Annotated in this window: 3 protein-coding genes; all 3 read right to left on the bottom strand. The window is 62.9% G+C overall.

Annotated elements, in window-relative coordinates; all coding sequences use genetic code 11:
* Nucleotides 1–84: 84 nt before the first annotated feature.
* The 3 genes from LMA02_RS33225 to LMA02_RS33215 all read right to left on the bottom strand — a co-directional run bounded on the left by LMA02_RS33225 (nt 85) and on the right by LMA02_RS33215 (nt 20,286).
* Entirely contained in the window at nt 85–16,587 is a 16,503-nt protein-coding gene (locus LMA02_RS33225; RefSeq protein WP_228910135.1) for an Ig-like domain-containing protein, read from the bottom strand.
* 89 nt (nt 16,588–16,676) lie between these two features.
* Nucleotides 16,677–18,101 (bottom strand): HlyD family type I secretion periplasmic adaptor subunit, encoded by a 1,425-nt coding sequence (locus tag LMA02_RS33220; protein WP_228910134.1) that lies wholly within the window; start codon nt 18,099–18,101, stop codon nt 16,677–16,679.
* Entirely contained in the window at nt 18,085–20,286 is a 2,202-nt protein-coding gene (locus LMA02_RS33215; RefSeq protein WP_228910133.1) for a type I secretion system permease/ATPase, read from the bottom strand. The genes LMA02_RS33220 and LMA02_RS33215 overlap by 17 nt, the downstream gene beginning before the upstream one ends.
* Nucleotides 20,287–20,747: the final 461 nt, after the last annotated feature.

Here is a 20,747-nt window from a genome sequence, read left to right as displayed (position 1 = left end):
AGATGCATCAAACACACTGCCGCGAACGACGATCCGGAGGAGAGTTCGTCCGTCGGACGTCGCTCACGGGGTATTCCGGGCGGCTCAAACCTCCTGAACGTGCGGCAGCGGCGGCGGCACGTAAGTGACCACGGTGCCGCTGCCCTGATCGTGCGAGAGCTGGAAGCTGCCGCCCGACAGATTGCCTTGAAGCGCGACCTGCGCGGTGTGGGCGCCGTCGCTGACCGTGAGCGTGCCGCCCGTTCCCGTGTCGTTGGCCGTGAAGCTCAGCGTCGTGTGATCGCCGAACAGCACGTCGGTCAGGTCGAGCGCGTCACCGGCGCCGAAGCCGCTGACCGTGCCGGTGAAACCGGCGGAGTGGTCCAGCTTGAGCGTCCCCGCGGCACCATCGGCGAACGTCGTGTTTTCCGCGGACGCGCCGTCGAAATCGAGCGTTGCGCCGCCGCTGATCGTCGCGCTGCCGGCGCCCGTCACGTCGCCGTGGATCGTCAGGTTGCCGTTGTTGGCCCACAGGTTGCCCGTGTTGTTCACCGCGCTTTCGATCACGAGGCCGCCGCTGCCCGTCGCCTCGAGCGTGCCGGCGTTGGCGACCGCGTGCGTGCCCGTGTCGATGACGAGCGCGTTGGCGCCGTCGGCGACGATCGTTCCTTCGTTGACGAGCGTCAGCTGGCCGGCGCCGAGCTGGCCGGCACCCGTGATCGTGTTGTCGACGTTCACGAGCGTGGCATCCGGCGTGCTGCCGAACACGACGTTGTGGCTATCGTCGGACAGCGTCACGTGCCCGCCACCTTCCAGCGTCGCGCTCTTCGGGAGGATTTCGAAGCGGGTGATGTCGCCGGTCGAGCCGAGCGCGATCGTGCCCGTGTTCTCCACGATCCCGCCGATCGGCAGCATCGCGCCGTCGTTCACCGTCATGACGCCGGCGTTCTGTACGACCGGTTCCTGGTCGAACACGAAGTTGTCGCCGGTGAGGTCGGTCGAATGCACGCCCGTTACCGTGATGGTGGCGCCATCGCCCAGCGTGATCACCGCATTGCCGTTCGCGTCGTCTGCCAGATGCGCCTGGACGTCGCTGAAGCTTGCGATGCCCGTGAAGCCCACGAGATCGATCTTGTCGGCGGCGAGGTCGAACGTGTGCAGCGTGTCGTTGCCGATCGGCTGCGAGAAGACGAACAGGTCGTGGCCGGCGGATCCCGTCAGTTGGTCGTCGCCCGACCAGGCGAAGATCGGCGCGTTGGCCGCGTACGCTTCGACGTTGTCCGCGATCGTGGCGGCGGCGTGGCTGCCGTCCGCGGCCGTCCAGGTTTCGGTCACCGTGAGCACGGTGGCGCCGGTGAAGGAGGTGGGCGGCGTGACGGTGAGCGCGCCGAGGTCGTTCGTCGGCACGAGCCATGCGCCGTTGCCGAGGTCGGTGCCGGCATTCAGCGTCCAGCCGGACGGGATGCCGGCGATCGTCACCGCGAGGTCGGCCGCGTGGCCGGACGGATCGGCGAGCGCCAGGTTGATCTCGGATCCGGCGACCCCGGCGGGCGCCGTCTGCGTCAACGAGCGCGAGTTGCCCGCGGTGTCCCGCTCCGTCACGGTGAGGGAGTCCTTGTTGAGATTCAGGCTCTGTTGCGTGTAGGTCCAGGTTCCGGCGGTTTGCTGCGTCGCCGTGTAATCGGCGTTGGTCGTGTTGTCGTGGATCAGGACTTTCCAGACATTGGACGTGTCGGTGTTGGCCGTCAGCGTGTGGCTGCCTTGATTGTATTGCCATGACAGCGTCGACGGCGCGGTGGTGTCGAGCGTGAAGCTTAAGCTCGTGGCGTTCGAGATATTGCCCGCGATGTCGATCTGACGGACTTGAATGTTGTTCACGCCTTCGACGGCGCTGAAGCTCGTGTTCCAATGCGCGCCGTTGTCGATGCTGTATTGGACGGTGGCGCCGGTTTCGATGCCGGAGAGGTTCAGCGTGCCGACGTTGGTGATGTGGTCGGAGGTGCTGCTGCCGGAGTCGGTGGTCAATACGACACCGGGTGCTGCGGCCGAGGTATCGAGCGTGAAGCTCAGCGATGTAGCTGATGATGTGTTGCCAGCCACGTCGATCTGGCGGACTTGGACGTTGTTCAGCCCTTCGACGGCGCTGAAGCTCGTGTTCCAATGTGCGCCGCTATCGATGCTGTACTGAACGGTTGCGCCGGTTTCGATGCCGGAGAGGTTCAGCGTGCCGACGTTGGTGATGTGGTCCGTGGCACTGCTGCCGGAATCGGTGGTCAGCGCGACACCGGGCGCAGCGGCCGAGGTGTCGAGCGTGAAGCTGAACGACGTGGCCGACGACGTGTTGCCCGCGATGTCGATCTCTCGAACCTGCACGTTATTCACGCCTTGGACGGCACTGAAGCTCGAGTTCCAATGCGCGCCGTTGTCGATGCTGTACTGTACGGTTGCGCCGGTTTCGATGCCGGTGACGTTCAGCGTGCCGACGTTGGTGATGTGGTCGGTGGCGCTGCTGCCGGAGTCGGTGGTCAGCGCAACGCCGGGCGCAGCGGCCGAGGTATCGAGCGTGAAGCTGAACGACGTGGCCGACGACGTGTTGCCCGCGGCATCGACCTGTCGAACCTGCACGTTGTTCACGCCTTCGAGGGCACCGAAACTCGTACTCCAATGGGCCCCGTTGTCGACGCTGTATTGCACGGTGGCGCCGGTTTCGATGCCAGTGAGATTCAACGTACCGACGTTGGTGATGTGATCAGTGCCGCTACTGCCCGAGTCGGTGGTCAGCGCAACACCCGGCGCCGCGGCCGACGTATCGAGCGTGAAGCTGAACGAGGTTGCCGCCGACGTATTGCCCGCGACATCGATCTGCCGAACCTGCACATTGTTCACACCTTCGATGGCGCTGAAGCTCGTGTTCCAATGCGCACCGTTATCGACGCTGTATTGCACGGTTGCGCCGGTTTCGATGCCGGAAAGGTTCAGCGTGCCGACGTTGGTGATGTGGTCGGTGGCGCTGCTGCCGGAATCGGTGGTCAGCGCAACGCCGGGCGCGGCGGCCGAGGTGTCGAGCGTGAAGCTGAGCGACGTGGCCGACGACGTGTTGCCCGCGATGTCGATCTCTCGAACTTGCACGTTATTCACGCCTTGGACGGCACTGAAGCTCGTACTCCAATGCGCACCGTTGTCGATGCTGTACTGAACGGTCGCGCCGTTTTCGATGCCCGTGACGTTCAGCGTGCCGACGTTGGTGATGTGGTCGGTGGCGCTACTGCCGGAGTCGGTGGTCAGGGCGACACCGGGCGCGGCGGCCGAGGTGTCGAGCGTGAAGCTGAACGACGTGGCTGACGACGTGTTGCCCGCGACATCGATCTGTCGAACCTGCACGTTATTCAGTCCTTCGATGGCGCTGAAGCTCGTGTTCCAGTGCGCGCCGTTGTCGACGCTGTATTGCACGGTGGCGCCGGTTTCGATACCCGAGAGATTCAACGTACCGACATTGGTAATATGGTCCGTGCCACTGCTGCCGGAATCGGTGGTCAATGCAACGCTGGGTGCTGCGGCCGACGTATCGAGCGTGAAGCTGAACGACGTGGCTGACGACGTGTTGCCCGCGACATCGACCTGCCGAACCTGCACGTTGTTCAGTCCTTCGACGGCGCCGAAGCTCGTGTTCCAGTGCGCACCGTTATCGACGCTGTACTGTACGGTGGCGCCGGTTTCGATGCCAGTGACGTTCAGCGTGCCGACATTGGTGATGTTATCGGTCGAGCTGCTACCGGAATCGCTCGTGAGCACGACACCCGGCGCAGCGGCCGACGTATCGAGCGTGAAGCTGAACGAGGTCGGGGCGGACGTGTTGCCCGCGAGATCGGTTTGCCGGACCTGAACGTCGTTCACGCCTTCGACGGCACTGAAGCTCGAGTTCCAATGCGCACCGTTATCGATACTGTACTGAACGGTAGCGCCGGTTTCGATGCCGGAGAGGTTCAGCGTGCCGACATTGGTAATATGGTCCGTGCCACTGCTGCCGGAATCGGTGGTCAATGCAACGCTGGGTGCTGCGACCGACGTATCGAGCGTGAAGCTGAACGACGTGGCTGACGACGTGTTGCCCGCCACGTCGATCTGCCGAACCTGCACGTTGTTCAGTCCTTCGACGGCGCCGAAGCTCGTGTTCCAGTGCGCACCGTTATCGACGCTGTACTGTACGGTGGCGCCGGTCTCGATGCCCGAGACGTTCAGTGTGCCGACATTGGTAATGTGATCAGTGGCGCTGCTGCCGGAGTCGCTCGTGAGTGCGACACCGGGCGCGGCGGCGGACGTATCCAGCGTGAAACTGAACGAGGTCGGGGCAGACGTATTGCCCGCGACATCGATCTGCCGAACCTGCACATTGTTCAGTCCTTCGACGGCGCTGAAGCTCGTGTTCCAATGCGCCCCGTTATCGATACTGTACTGAACGGTGGCGCCGGTTTCGATGCCAGTGACGTTCAGCGTGCCGACATTGGTGATGTGATCGGTCGAGCTGCTGCCGGAATCGCTCGTGAGCACGACACCCGGCGCAGCGGCCGACGTATCGAGCGTGAAGCTGAGCGACGTGGCCGACGACGTATTGCCCGCGACATCGACCTGACGAACCTGCACATTGTTCAAGCCTTCGACGGCACTGAAGCTCGAGTTCCAATGCGCACCGTTATCGATACTGTACTGAACGGTAGCGCCGGTTTCGATGCCGGAGAGGTTCAGCGTGCCGACGTTGGTGATGTGATCGGTGGCGCTGCTACCCGAGTCGCTCGTGAGCGCGACACCGGGCGCAGCAGCTGAGGTATCGAGCGTAAAGCTGAACGAAGTCGGATCTGATGTATTGCCAGCGATATCGGTCTGCCGAACCTGCACGTCGTTCACGCCTTCGATGGCGTTGAAGTTGGTGTTCCAGGTATGGCCACCGTCGATCGAGTATTCGACAACTGCGCCAGTCTCCACACCAGACACGTTGAGTGTGCCGACGTTAGTGATGTGATCGGTCGAGCTATTGCCGGAATCGGCGGTCAATGCGACGCTGGGCGCAGTGGCCGAGGTATCGAGCGTGAAGCTGAGCGATGTGGCAGCTGACGTATTGCCTGCGATATCGGTCTGCCTGACCTGTACATCATTCACGCCTTCGACGGCGTTGAAACTGGTGTTCCAGGTATGGCCGCCATCGGTCGAGTATTCGACCGTGGCGCCCGTTTCAACACCGGTGAGATTCAGCGTGCCGACATTGGTGATGTGATCGGTCGAGCTGCTACCGGAGTCAGTGGTCAGCGCGACACCTGGCGCAGCGGCTGAGGTATCGAGCGTGAAGCTGAGCGACGTGGCCGACGACGTGTTTCCCGCGACATCGGTCTGCCGGACCTGCACGTCGTTTAAGCCTTCGACGGCATTGAAACTGGTGCTCCAGGTATGACCGCCATCGATCGAGTATTCGACAACTGCGCCAGTCTCCACACCAGACACATCGAGTGTACCGACGTTGGTGATGTGATCGGTAGCGTTGCCGCCGGAGTCGGCGGTCAGTGCAACGCCCGGTGCAGCGGCCGAGGTATCCAGCGTAAAGCTGAGCGAAGTCGGATCCGACGTGTTGCCTGCGACATCGGTTTGCCGCACCTGTACGTCGTTCACGCCTTCGATGGAGTTGAAGCTGGTGTTCCAGGTATGGCCGCCGTCGATCGAGTATTCGACAACTGCGCCAGTCTCCACACCAGACACGTTGAGTGTGCCGACGCTCGTGATGTGGTCGGTGGCGTTGCTGCCGGAATCGGTGGTCAATGCAACGCCGGGCGCGGCGGCCGAGGTATCGAGCGTAAAGCTGAGCGAAGTCGGATCCGACGTGTTGCCTGCGACATCGGTTTGCCGCACCTGTACGTCGTTCACGCCTTCGACGGCGTTGAAGCTGGTGTTCCAGGTGTGGCCACCATCCGTCGAGTATTCGACGGTGGCGCCCGTTTCGACACCGGTGAGATTCAGCGTGCCGACGTTGGTGATGTGATCGGTCGAGCTACTGCCGGAATCGGCGGTCAATGCGACGCCGGGTGCGGCGGCCGACGTATCGAGCGTGAAGCTGAACGAGGTTGGGGCGGACGTGTTGCCTGCGACATCGGTCTGCCGGATCTGCACGTCGTTCACGCCTTCGACAGCGCTGAAGCTGGTGTTCCAGGTGTGGCCACCATCGATCGAGTATTCGACAACTGCGCCGGTCTCCACGCCAGACACGTTGAGTGTACCGACGCTCGTGATGTGGTCGGTGGTGTTGCTGCCGGAATCGGCGGTCAATGCGACGCCGGGCGCGGCGGCTGAGGTATCGAGCGTGAAGTTGAACGAAGTCGGGTCCGATGTATTGCCTGCGACATCGGTCTGCCGGACCTGTACGTCATTCACGCCTTCGACCGCGTTGAAGCTGGTGTTCCAGGTATGACCGCCGTCGATCGAGTATTCGACAACTGCGCCGGTCTCCACACCAGACACGTTGAGTGTGCCGACGCTCGTGACATGGTCGGTGGCGTTGCTGCCGGAATCGGTGGTCAGTGCGACACCGGGCGCGGAGGCCGAGGTGTCGAGCGTGAAGCTGAACGTCGTCGGGTCCGACGTATTGCCTGCGATATCGGTCTGCCGAACCTGTACGTCATTCACGCCTTCGACTGCGTTGAAGCTGGTGTTCCAGGTATGACCGCCATCGATCGAGTATTCGACAACTGCGCCGGTCTCCACGCCAGACACACCGAGTGTACCGACGTTGGTGATGTGATCGGTAGCGTTGCCGCCGGAGTCGGCGGTCAGTGCAACGCCCGGTGCAGCGGCCGAGGTATCCAGCGTAAAGCTGAGCGAAGTCGGATCCGACGTATTGCCTGCGACATCGGTCTGCCGGACCTGTACGTCGTTCACGCCTTCGATGGCGTTGAAGCTGGTGTTCCAGGTATGGCCGCCGTCGATCGAGTATTCGACAACTGCGCCAGTCTCCACCCCAGACACGTTGAGTGTACCGACGTTGGTGATGTGATCGGTCGAGTTGCTACCGGAATCGCTCGTGAGTGCGACACTGGGTGCGGCGGCCGAGGTATCGAGCGTAAAGCTGAACGAAGTCGGATCTGATGTATTGCCTGCGATATCGGTCTGCCGAACCTGGACGTCGTTCACGCCTTCGACCGCGTTGAAGCTAGTGCTCCAGGTATGACCGCCATCGATCGAGTATTCGACAACTGCGCCAGTCTCCACACCAGACAGGCTAAGTGTGCCGACGTTCGTGATGTGGTCGGTAGCGTTGCTGCCGGAGTCGGCGGTCAGTGCAACACCCGGTGCAGCGGCCGAGGTATCGAGCGTAAAGCTGAACGAAGTCGGATCTGATGTATTGCCTGCGATATCGGTCTGCCGAACCTGTACGTCGTTCACGCCTTCGACGGCGTTGAAATTGGTGTTCCAGGTGTGTCCACCATCCGTCGAGTATTCGACGGTGGCGCCCGTTTCAACACCCGTAAGATTCAACGTACCGACGTTGGTGACGTGATCGGTCGAGCCACTGCCGGAATCGGTCGTGAGTGCGACACCGGGTGCGGCGGCTGACGTATCGAGTGTGAAGTGGAACGCCGTCAGGTCCGACGTATTGCCTGCGACATCGGTTTGACGGACCTGCACGTCGTTCATGCCTTCGACGGCATTGAAACTGGTGTTCCAGGTGTGACCGCCATCGATCGAATATTCGACGGTGGCGCCCGTTTCAACACCGGTGAGATTCAACGTGCCGGCACTGGTAATGTGGTCGGTGGCACTGCTGCCGGAATCGGTAGTCAGGGCGACACCCGGTGCAGCGGCCGAGGTATCGAGCGTGAAGTTGAACGAGGTCGGGGCGGACGTATTGCCTGCGACATCGGTCTGCCGGACCTGGACGTCATTCACCCCTTCGACGGCATTGAAACTGGTGTTCCAGGTATGGCCACCATCCGTCGAGTATTCGACGGTGGCGCCCGTTTCGACACCGTTGAGATTCAACGTACCGACATTGGTAATGTGGTCGGTGGCACTGCTGCCGGAATCGCCGGTGAGCGCGACGCCAGGCGCAGCGGCCGAGGTATCGAGCGTGAAGCTGAACGCCGTCGGGTCCGACGTATTGCCCGCGACATCGGTTTGCCTGACCTGCACGTCGTTCACGCCTTCGACGGCGCTGAAACTGGTGTTCCAGGTATGACCACCATCCGTCGAGTATTCGACGGTGGCGCCGGTTTCAACACCGGTGAGATTCAACGTGCCGGCACTGGTAATGTGGTCGGTGGCACTGCTGCCGGAATCGGTAGTCAGGGCGACACCCGGTGCAGCGGCCGAGGTATCGAGCGTGAAGTTGAACGAGGTCGGGGCGGACGTATTGCCTGCGACATCGGTCTGCCGGACCTGGACGTCATTCACGCCTTCGACGGCGTTGAAACTGGTGTTCCAGGTATGACCGCCATCGATCGAATATTCGACGGTGGCGCCCGTTTCAATGCCGGTGAGATTCAACGTATCGACGTTGGTGATGTGATCGGTCGAGCTACCGCCGGAATCGGCTGTCAGGGCGACACCCGGCGCGGCGGCCGAGGTATCGAGCGTGAAGCTGAACGCCGTCGGATCCGACGTATTGCCCGCGACATCGGTTTGCCGAATTTGTACATCGTTCACGCCTTCTACGGCATTGAAACTGGTGCTCCATGTATGGCCGCCATCGGTCGAGTATTCGACGGTGGCGCCGGTTTCAACACCGGTGAGATTCAGCGTGCCGACGTTGGTGATGTGATCGGTTGAGCTGCTACCGGAGTCAGTGGTCAGTGCGACACCGGGTGCGGCGGCCGACGTATCGAGCGTGAAGTTGAACGCCGTCGGATCCGACGTATTGCCTGCGATATCGGTTTGACGGACCTGTACGTCATTCACGCCTTCGACGGCGTTGAAACTGGCGTTCCAGGTATGACCGCCATCCGTCGAGTATTCGACGGTGGCGCCCGTTTCAACACCGGTGAGATTCAACGTACCGACATTGGTAATGTGATCGGTAGCGCTGCTACCGGAATCGCTCGTGAGCGCGACACCGGGCGCGGCGGCCGAGGTATCGAGTGTGAAGCTGAACGCCGTCGGGTCCGACGTATTGCCCGCGACATCAGTCTGCCGAATCTGCACGTCGTTCACGCCTTCGACGGCGTTGAAGCTGGTGTTCCAGGTGTGACCGCCATCGATCGAGTATTCGACAACTGCCCCAGTCTCCACACCGGACAGGCTAAGTGTACCGACGTTGGTGATGTGGTCGGCGGCATTGCTGCCGGAGTCGGTAGTCAACGCGACGCCGGGCGCGGCGGCCGAGGTGTCGAGCGTGAAGCTGAATGAAGTCGGATCAGATGTATTGCCTGCGACATCGGTCTGCCGGACCTGTACGTCGTTCACGCCTTCGACCGCGTTGAAACTGGTGTTCCAGGTGTGGCCGCCATCGATCGAGTATTCGACGGTGGCGCCCGTTTCAACACCGGTGAGATTTAACGTACCGACGTTGGTGATGTGATCGGTCGAGCTACTGCCGGAATCGGCGGTCAGGGCGACACCCGGTGCAGCGGCTGAGGTGTCGAGTGTGAAGCTGAACGCCGTCGGATCCGACGTGTTGCCAGCGATATCGGTTTGCCGAACCTGCACGTCGTTTACGCCTTCGACGGCGTTGAAACTGGTGCTCCAGGTATGACCGCCATCGATCGAGTATTCGACGGTGGCGCCAGTTTCAACGCCCGTAGGATTCAATGTACCGACGTTGGTGATGTGATCGGTCGAGCTAGTGCCGGAATCGGCGGTCAATGCGACGCCGGGCGCGGCGGCTGAGGTATCAAGTGTGAAGCTGAACGCCGTCGGATCCGACGTGTTGCCTGCGACATCGGTCTGCCGGACCTGGACGTCATTCACCCCTTCGACGGCGTTGAAACTGGTGTTCCAGGTGTGTCCACCATCGGTCGAGTATTCGACGGTGGCGCCGGTTTCAACACCGGTGAGATTTAACGTACCGACATTGGTGATGTGGTCGGTCGAGCTACTGCCGGAATCGGCGGTCAGGGCGACACCGGGTGCAGCGGCTGAGGTGTCGAGTGTGAAGTGGAACGCCGTCGGGTCCGACGTGTTGCCCGCGACATCGGTTTGCCGAACCTGCACGTCGTTCACGCCTTCGACGGCGTTGAAACTGGTGTTCCAGGTGTGGCCGCCATCGGTCGAGTATTCGACGGTGGCGCCCGTTTCAACACCGGTGAGATTCAGCGTGCCGACATTGGTGATGTGATCGGTCGAGCTATCGCCGGAATCGGCGGTCAGGGCGACACCGGGCGCACCGGCCGACGTATCGAGCGTGAAGCTGAACGAAGTCGGATCCGACGTATTGCCTGCGATATCGGTCTGCCTGACCTGTACGTCATTCACGCCTTCTACGGCGTTGAAGCTGGTGCTCCAGGTATGTCCGCCATCGATTGAGTATTCGACGGTGGCGCCCGTTTCAATGCCGGTAAGATTCAGCGTGCCGACATTGGTGGTGTGATCGGTAGCGCTGCTCCCGGAATCGCTCGTGAGCGCGACACCGGGCGCGGCGGACGACGTATCGAGCGTAAAGCTGAACGAGGTCGGGTCCGATGTATTGCCTGCGACATCGGTCTGCCGGACCTGTACGTCGTTCACGCCTTCGACAGCGCTGAAACTGGTGTTCCAGGTATGGCCGCCGTCGATCGAGTATTCGACAACTGCGCCAGTCTCCACACCAGACACGTTGAGTGTACCGACGTTGGTGATGTGGTCGGTCGAGCTAGTGCCGGAATCGGCGGTCAGTGCGAGACCGGGCGCGGCGGCCGAGGTATCGAGCGTGAAGCTGAACGAGGTCGGGTCCGATGTGTTGCCAGCGATATCGGTTTGACGAACCTGTACGTCGTTCACGCCTTCGATGGCGTTGAAACTGGTATTCCAGGTGTGGCCACCATCCGTCGAGTATTCGACGGTAGCGCCGGTTTCGACACCGGTGAGATTCAGGGTACCGACATTGGTGATGTGATCGGTGACATTGCTGCCGGAATCGGTCGTCAATGCAACACCGGGCGCGGCGGCCGAGGTATCGAGCGTGAAGCTTAACGAGGTCGGGTCCGATGTGTTGCCAGCGATATCGGTCTGCCGAACCTGTACGTCATTCACCCCTTCGACGGCGTTGAAACTGGTATTCCAGGTATGTCCGCCGTCGGTCGAGTATTCGACGGTGGCGCCTGTTTCGACACCGGTGAGATTCAACGTACCGATGTTGGTGATGTGATCGGTCGAGCTACTGCCGGAATCGGCTGTCAGGGCGACACCCGGTGCAGCGGCCGAGGTATCCAGCGTAAAGCTGAACGAAGTCGGATCCGACGTGTTGCCAGCGATATCGGTTTGACGAACCTGTACGTCGTTCACGCCTTCGATGGCGTTGAAACTGGTGTTCCAGGTGTGGCCACCATCCGTCGAGTATTCGACGGTAGCGCCGGTTTCGACACCGGTGAGATTCAGGGTACCGACATTGGTGATGTGATCGGTGACATTGCTGCCGGAATCGGTCGTCAATGCAACACCGGGCGCGGCGGCCGAGGTATCGAGTGTGAAGCTGAACGAGGTCGGGTCCGATGTGTTGCCAGCGACATCGGTTTGCCGCACCTGGACGTCGTTCACGCCTTCGACGGCGTTGAAACCGGTGCTCCAGGTATGACCGCCATCGATCGAATATTCGACGGTGGCGCCCGTTTCAATGCCGGTAAGATTCAGCGTGCCGACGTTGGTGATGTAATCGGTCGAGCTATTGCCGGAATCGGCGGTCAGGGCGACACCGGGCGCACCGGCCGACGTATCGAGCGTGAAGCTGAACGAAGTCGGGTCCGATGTATTGCCTGCGACATCGGTTTGCCGGACCTGCACGTCGTTCACGCCTTCGATGGCGTTGAAGTTGGTGTTCCAGGTATGGCCACCATCCGTCGAGTATTCGACGGTGGCGCCCGTTTCGACACCGTTGAGATTCAACGTACCGACATTGGTAATGTGGTCGGTGGCACTGCTGCCGGAATCGCCGGTGAGCGCGACGCTAGGCGCAGCGGCCGAGGTATCGAGTGTGAAGCTGAACGCCGTCGGGTCCGACGTATTGCCCGCGACATCGGTTTGCCTGACCTGCACGTCGTTCACGCCTTCGACGGCGCTGAAACTGGTGTTCCAGGTATGACCACCATCCGTCGAGTATTCGACGGTGGCGCCGATTTCAACACCGGTGAGATTCAACGTGCCGGCACTGGTAATGTGGTCGGTGGCACTGCTGCCGGAATCGGTAGTCAGGGCGACACCGGGCGCGGCGGCCGAGGTATCGAGCGTGAAGTTGAACGCCGTCGGATCCGATGTATTGCCTGCGACATCGGTCTGCCGGACCTGGACGTCATTCACGCCTTCGACGGCGTTGAAACTGGTGTTCCAGGTATGACCGCCATCGATCGAATATTCGACGGTGGCGCCCGTTTCGACACCGGTGAGATTCAACGTGCCGACATTGGTGGTGTGATCGGTAGCGCTGCTACCGGAATCGCTCGTGAGCGCGACACCGGGCGCGGCAGCCGAGGTATCGAGCGTGAAGCTGAACGTCGTCGGGTCCGACGTGTTGCCTGCGACATCGGTCTGCCGGACCTGTACGTCATTCGCGCCTTCGACGGCATTGAAACTGGTGTTCCAGGTGTGGCCGCCGTCGATCGAGTATTCGACAACTGCGCCGGTTTCCACACCAGAAACATTGAGTGTACCGACGTTGGTGATGTGATCGGTAGCGTTGCCGCCGGAGTCGGCGGTCAGTGCAACGCCCGGTGCAGCGGCCGAGGTATCCAGCGTAAAGCTGAGCGAAGTCGGATTCGACGTATTGCCTGCGATATCGGTCTGCCGAACCTGGACGTCATTCACGCCTTCGACGGCGTTGAAACTGGTGTTCCAGGTATGGCCGCCATCGGTCGAGTATTCGACCGTGGCGCCAGTTTCGACACCGGTGAGATTCAGCGTGCCGACATTGGTGATGTGGTCGGTCGAGCTGCTACCGGAGTCAGTGGTCAGCGCGACACCTGGCGCAGCGGCTGACGTATCGAGCATGAAGCTGAACGAGGTTGGGGCGGACGTGTTTCCCGCGACATCGGTCTGCCGGACCTGCACGTCGTTTAAGCCTTCGACGGCATTGAAACTGGTGTTCCAGGTATGACCGCCATCGATTGAGTATTCGATCGTGGCGCCGGTTTCGACAGCGGTGAGATTCAACGTGCCGACGTTGGTGACGTGGTCGGTGGCGCTGCTACCGGAGTCGGTGGTCAGTGCGACACCGGGCGCGGCAGCCGAGGTATCGAGCGTGAAGCTGAGCGACGTGGCCGACGACGTGTTTCCCGCGACGTCGATCTGCCGAACCTGCACATTGTTCACGCCTTCGACGGCGCTGAAGCTCGTGTTCCAATGGGCACCGTTATCGACGCTGTATTGCGCTGTGGCGCCGGCCTCGATGCCCGAGAGGTTCAGTGTACCGACGTTGGTGATGTGGTCGGTGGCATTGCTGCCGGAATCACTCGTGAGCACGACACCGGGCGCAGCGGCCGAGGTATCGAGCGTGAAGCTGAGCGATGTGGCAGCTGACGTGTTGCCCGCGACATCGGTTTGCCGAACCTGCACGTCGTTCACGCCTTCAACGGCATTGAAACTGGTGTTCCAGGTATGGCCACCATCGGTCGAGTATTCGACAGTCGCGCCGGTTTCGAAACCGGTGAGATTCAACGTGCCGACATTGGTGATGTGATCGGTGGCGCTGCTACCAGAGTCGGTGGTCAGTGCGACACCGGGCGCGGCAGCCGAGGAATCGAGCGTGAAGCTGAGCGATGTGGGAGCCGACGTGTTGCCCGCGACATCGATCTGGCGGACTTGCACGTTGTTCATCCCTTCGACGGCGCTGAAGCTCGTGTTCCAATGCGCACCGTTGTCGACGCTGTACTGCACGGTGGCGCCGGTTTCGATGCCAGAGAGGTTCAGCGTTCCGACGTTGGTGACGTGGTCGGTGGCGCTGCTGCCCGAGTCGCTCGTGAGCGCGACACCGGGCGCGGCGGCTGACGTATCGAGCGTGAAGCTAAACGACGTTGCCGACGACGTATTGCCCGCGACATCGACCTGCCGAACCTGCACATTATTCACGCCTTCGAGGGCACCGAAACTCGTACTCCAATGCGCGCCGTTGTCGACACTGTACTGAACGGTGGCGCCGGTCTCGATGCCAGTGACGTTCAGCGTGCCGACATTGGTGATGTGATCAGTGGCGCTGCTACCCGAGTCGCTCGTGAGTGCGACACCGGGCGCGGCGGCCGAGGTGTCGAGCGTGAAGCTGAGCGATGTGGCCGACGACGTGTTGCCCGCGACATCGATCTGTCGAACTTGCACATTGTTCAGTCCTTCGACGGCACTGAAGCTCGTGTTCCAATGCGCACCGTTATCGATACTGTACTGAACGGTTGCGCCGGTTTCGATGCCAGTGACGTTCAGCGTGCCGACATTGGTGATGTGATCGGTGGCGCTGCTACCCGAGTCGCTCGTGAGTGCGACACCGGGCGAGGCAGCCGACGTATCGAGCGTAAAGCTGAACGAAGTCGGGGTGGACGTGTTGCCCGCGACATCGATCTGTCGAACTTGCACGTTGTTCAGCCCTTCGACGGCGCTGAAGCTGGTACTCCAATGCGCCCCGTTGTCGACGCTGTACTGAACGGTGGCGCCGGTTTCGATGCCAGTGACGTTCAGCGTGCCGACATTGGTGATGTGATCAGTGGCGCTGCTACCCGAGTCGCTCGTGAGTGCGACACCGGGCGCAGCAGCCGACGTATCCAGCGTGAAACTGAACGAGGTCGGGGCAGACGTATTGCCCGCGACATCGATCTGCCGAACCTGCACATTGTTCAGCCCTTCGACGGCGCTAAAGCTCGTGTTCCAATGTGCGCCGTTGTCGACGCTGTACTGAACGGTGGCGCCGGTTTCGATGCCTGTGAGGTTCAACGTACCGACGTTGGTGATGTGGTCGGTGGCGCTGTTGCCGGAGTCGGTGGTCAACGTAACACTCGGCGATGCGGCCGACGTATCGAGCGTGAAGCTGAGCGATGTAGCTGACGATGTGTTGCCGGCCACGTCGATCTGCCGAACCTGAACGTTGTTCAATCCTTCGACGGCACTGAAGCTCGTACTCCAATGCGCCCCGTTATCGACGCTGTATTGCACTGTGGCGCCGGCCTCGATGCCCGAGAGGTTCAGTGTACCGACGTTGGTGATGTGGTCGGTGGCATTGCTGCCGGAATCACTCGTGAGCGCGACACCGGGCGCACCAGCCGACGTATCGAGCGTGAAGCTGAACGAAGTCGGGGCCGACGTATTGCCCGCGACATCGATCTGCCGAACCTGCACATTGTTCACGCCTTCGACGGCACTGAAGCTCGTGTACCAATGCGCACCGTTATCGACGCTGTATTGCACGGTGGCGCCGGTCTCGATGCCCGAGACGTTCAGTGTACCGACATTGGTAATGTGGTCCGCGGCATTGCTACCCGAGTCGGTAGTCAACGCAACACCCGGCACACCAGCCGACGTATCAAGCGTGAAACTGAACGACGTAGCCGCCGACGTATTGCCCGCGACATCGACCTGCCGAACCTGCACGTTGTTCAGCCCTTCGACGGCGCTAAAACTCGTACTCCAATGCGCCCCGTTATCGACGCTGTACTGCACAGTGGCGCCCGTCTGGACCCCGGTGACATTCAGCGCACCAACATTCGTGACGTGATCGGTCGCGCTACTTCCCGAATCGACCGCCAACGCCACCCCGGGCGCCGTCCCGGCAGTCGTATCCAGCGTGAACGAGCACGAAGACACGGCCGACGCATTGCCGGTCACGTCGATCTGCCGCACCAGCACGGTATTCGTTCCTTCGACGGCGCAGAAGCTCGTGTTCCAGTGCGCGCCGTTGTCGGTGCTGTACTGAACGGTCGCGCCGTGCGCCACCGCGCCGACCGACAGCGTACCGTCCGACGTGAGGTTGTCGGCGGCCGACATGCCCGTGTCGTGCGCCAGCGCGACGACAGGAGCGGGCGGCGCAATGTCGACATAGGCCGTCGCCCAGCTCAGCGTACCGTTACCCAGCCGGATCGCGTACGTGAAGCTGTCCTGCGCGTAGCCGAGCGTATTGAAGCTGTTCGACAACCACGACGCGTCGAGATGGCTCGCGTCATACCCGACCTTGCCGTCCGACGTGATCCAGATGTGCGCGCCGTGCGCGCTGAGATCCGCGCTCACCGATTCCGCCCGGCCCGTATCCTGCGTCAGCAACGCCGTCTGTTCGAGCGCGACGGTCGTTTCGGTGCCGGAGTCGAGCGAATAGAGCGTCTTGGCCGCGCCGCCGAGATCGTTCGCCATCACGTTCAGGTAGACGGTGGTGAGCGTATTGTCGGTGAGCCCCGTCTGTGCCGACGTAAATACGTCGTTCGTTGCCTGCGGCGTATTGCTGATGGAAACCGCGGTCCCGTTTGAAGTCGTCGCCATGTCGTGCTCCCCGTCCTGTCATGTTTTGATGCGGGCGCTGCGCCGCTCGATGCGACGCATGCCCGATGAACTGCAAACCGGTTCTCGTGTCAGCGCTCGCGCAACGCCATTTCCTTGGTCTTGATGACGGGCTTGAGCAAGTAATGCAGTACGGTACGGCGCCCGGTGCGGATGTCGACGGTCGCGATCATGCCCGGCACGATCGCGACCGGCTGGCTCCGGCCGCTCGGCTTGCTTTGCCGGGTCCGCACCAGTACGCGGTAATAGCTGTCCGGTTTCTCGCCGGGACGGTCCGGCACGATCGTGTCGGCGCTGATGTCCTCGACGACGGCTGGAAAGCCGCCATAGATCGAGAAGTCGTACGCGGACAGCTTGACCGTCGCGTCCTGCCCCGGATGCAGGAACGCGATGTCCGCCGGCCGCACGCGTGCTTCGATCAACAGCGTGTCGTCGAGCGGCACGATTTCCAGCAGGTCCATCCCCGGCTGGATCACGCCGCCCACGGTGTTGATCTTGATCTGCTTGATCATCCCTTTCAGCGGTGCGCGCACGAGCGTGCGCGTGACGCGATCCTCGAGCGCGACGTTGGCCGCACTCAGCGCCGACTGATCGGCGCGCGCGAGATTCAGTTCCTTCATCGCGTCGGCGCGAAAATGCGCGGTCGTTTCGTCGATTTTCTGGCGCGCCTCGCGATAGGCGGCTTCCAGCCGCGGCATCGCGAGCCGCGTCGCATCGAGGTCGCCCTTCATGTCGGTCGCCTGCCGCTCGAGCCGCAGCACCTCGACGTCCGATACCGCGCCTTTTTCCACGAGCGGGCTCGTCAACGCCAGTTCCTTCGCGACGAGCGCGTAGCTGTGTTGCAACTGCCCCTCGCGCGAGCGCTTTTCCGCGAGCTCCTGCCGGTGCTGTTCGGCCTGTTGCCGGAGCACGTCGAGATTGGCCTGCAATTCGTGCTGACGCGACTCGAACAGCGAGCGTTCCTCGTCCAGCAGGCCCGGGTTCGCGCGTGCCAGGGCGGCCGGCACGACGAACGCGGCGCCGTTCGCTTCGGCGCTCAGCCGCGCGATGCGGGCGAGGAGGGCGGCATCCTTCGCCTGTCCTTCCTTGTACGACGACGTGAACCGCGTATCGTCGATGCGCATCAGCGGCTGGCCTTTCTGGACGACCTGGCCGACGCGCACCATGATCTCGGAGACGATCCCGCCCTCCAGGTTCTGCACCACCTGCACGCGGCTGGACGGGATCACCTTGCCTTCCCCGACGGTGACTTCGTCGACTTCGGCGAACGCGGCCCACAGGAGGGCGATGACGATGAACGCGAGCGTCGCCCACAGGATCCAGTGGGTGAAGTAGCGCGGCCCCTCCATCGCGGCCGCGCAGCGTTCGCGCATGAACGCGGTATCGTCGGCGCGCGGCTTCAGCGCGGCGCCGATGCGCCCGCGCAGCGCCTTGAGCGCGGCGATGCGTTGCGTCGTCGGCGCGCCGGCGCCGTCGGGTTCAGCCAGCAGCGACATGGAGCTTCCTCCCTGCAAGAGCCGCGAGGACCTGGTCCTTCGGGCCGTCAGCGACGACGCGGCCCTGATCCATCACGATCAGGCGGTCGACGAGCGTGAGCAGCGACGGACGGTGCGTGACCAGCAGCAGCGTGCGGCCGGCGAGCTGGACCGACAGACGGGCCTTGAACAGCTCTTCCGACCGGTTGTCCATCGCGCTGCTCGGCTCGTCGAGCAACAGCACCGGCGGCGACAGCAGCATCGCGCGGGCGATGGCGATGGCTTGGCGCTGCCCGCCGGACAACGCTTCGCCGCGTTCGCCCACCGCGAGGTCGAAGCCGTTCGGCACACGGTTGACGAAGTCCGCGACGCCGGATACCTGCGCGGCGCGCAACACGGCGTCGTCGTCCGCGCCCGGCGCGCCCAGCACGATGTTGTCGCGCACGGTGCCGTTGAACAGCATCACGTCCTGCGGCACGTGACCGATCCCGCGCCGCAGCGCGGCAGGATCGTACTGACGCAGTTCGACGCCGTCGATCAGCACGTTGCCGGATGAAGGCGGGTAGAGACCGAGGACGAGTTTTTCGATCGTGGTCTTGCCCGAGCCGACGCGCCCGATGATGCCGACGCGCTCGCCCGCGGCGATGCGGAACGACACGCCTTCGAGCGAGACGCCGCTCTGGCCGGGGTACGCGAAGCCGACGTTGCGGAATTCGATCTCGCCGCTGAGTGCCGGCCGATGGACGAAGCGCTGCTCGGCCGGACGCTCGCCGGGCAGGTTCATCACGCCGTCGATCGACGCCAGCGCGCTGCGCGACTGGTGGTAGCGAGTCAGCAGCGACGCGACCTGACCCATCGGCGCGAGCGCGCGGCCGGTGAAGATCGTGCAGGCGATCAGACCACCGGTCGTGAGCCGGTCGTCGCCGATCATGTATACGCCGCACAGGACCACCGCGAGATAGGCGGCCTGCTGCGCGAACATCGCGAAATTGACCGCGCAACCCGACAGCAGGCGCGACTTGAGCCCGAGCCGTGCAATCTCGCCGAGCATCTGTTCCCAGCGCGCCTGCATCGGTCCTTCCGCGCCGTTGACCTTGATCGTCTCGAGGCCGACCAGCGTTTCGATCAGCAGGGCCTGGCGCTGGCTCGCGTGGCGCTGGCTGGCTTGCACGGCCCGCGCGAGCGGCCCCTGCACGGCCACGCCCGCGCCGATCACGAGCGGCAATGCCAGCAGCGGCAGCCAGCCGAGCCCGCCGCCGACCCAGAACATCGCCACGACGAACACGATCGAAAACGGCAGGTCGATCAGCGCCGCCGCGGTCGCCGACGTGAGGAATTCCCGCACGGCTTCGAATTCCTGGATCTGCGAAGCGAACCCGCCGACGGACGGCGGCCGCGCCGCCATCCGGATGCCGAGTACTTTCTCGTACAGGTTTGCCGACAGGATCACGTCGATCTTCTTGCCGGCCACGTCGATGAAATAGCCGCGCAACGTGCGCATCACGACGTCGAACACGATCACGAGCGCGATGCCGGCCGCCAGCGCCCACAGCGTCTCTAGCGCGCGGTTCGGCACGACGCGGTCGTAGACGTTCATCGTGAACAGCGGCATCGCCAGCGCGAAAAGATTGACCAGCGTCGACGCGAGCATCACTTCCGCATAGATCGGCCACGATTGCGCGACCACGCCCCAGAACCAGTGGCGCGGGCGCGGCACGACGCTTTCCGTGTCGCGTGCATCGAATCGGTGGGCCGGGCGCGCGAACAGCACGTGGCCGGCGTGGCGTTGCGCGAGTTCGGCCGCGTCGACGGCTTCCTCGCCGATGCCGGTTTCAGGAAGGATCACCTGCAGGGTGCCGTCCGCGTTGCGGCGAACCAGCACGCAGGCTTGGCCGTCATTGAGCAGCAGCACCGCGGGCAGGACCGCATCCGGGATGTCGGGCAACGCGCGTCGGGCCTGTTTGGCCGACAGGCCGGCGCGCGCCGCGGCCCGCACGAACAGGGCCGGGGTGAGGCGCCGGCCGGCGAGCGGCAGGCCGGCCACGAGCGTGTCGACGCCCACCGGCCGGTCGAACAGCCGCGTCAGCACGAGCAGGCAGCCCAGCAACGGATCGTCTTCGACACCCGATCCGTGCGGCAGATTCCAGCCGTGCGTGGCGCACGGCTCCCCGGCCGCGGCAGCGGCTTGCGTAGCGGCGGCCTGCATTACAGCACGCCGCCGGCCTGGTGACGGTCCGACCGGTGCGGCAGCCCGCCGCGCGCGCATATTGCCGCCGTCAAGCGCTCCGTCTTGTTCATGCCTCACCCCGATTGTTTATGTGCTGTTGGTCGCTTGTGCGACTGCTTGTGACTGCTTGTGTTTGCGTCGGAGCAACAGCAAGGAGCGGGCCAGATGCGGCGACTGGCGCGCCTGGTGGGGCGGAGGCAGGCATGCGCCGGCCGACGGCGGTATCCGAATGCCGGTTTGGTTTCAGGTCTGATACGTTGCGGCTGCGCGAGGGTCGTGCGATTCCGTGCCGACGTGCCAGCAATGGCGCACTGCAGAAGGCGCTCACGCTACTGCAGATTCGGAATCGCGGGCGGCACGGGGCCGGATCCGGTATCGAAAATGTTTCAGCCGTGAAACGCGTCGGTTATAGGGGCGTATCGCCGGTGTACGCAGCGGAC

Source organism: Burkholderia sp. B21-005 (genome assembly GCF_020843965.1).
Classification (GTDB): Bacteria; Pseudomonadota; Gammaproteobacteria; order Burkholderiales; family Burkholderiaceae; genus Burkholderia; species Burkholderia ambifaria.
The sequence above is the reverse complement of the archived record's forward strand: the minus strand, read 5'-3'. Positions and strand labels throughout refer to the sequence as shown.

Bases quoted from the DNA above. Each gene is read 5' to 3' on its own strand.
- LMA02_RS33215 (WP_228910133.1), bottom strand. From the start codon at position 20,286: ATGCAGGCCGCCGCTACGCAAGCCGCTGCCGCGGCCGGGGAGCCGTGC.
- LMA02_RS33225 (WP_228910135.1), bottom strand. From the start codon at position 16,587: ATGGCGACGACTTCAAACGGGACCGCGGTTTCCATCAGCAATACGCCG.
- LMA02_RS33220 (WP_228910134.1), bottom strand. From the start codon at position 18,101: ATGTCGCTGCTGGCTGAACCCGACGGCGCCGGCGCGCCGACGACGCAA.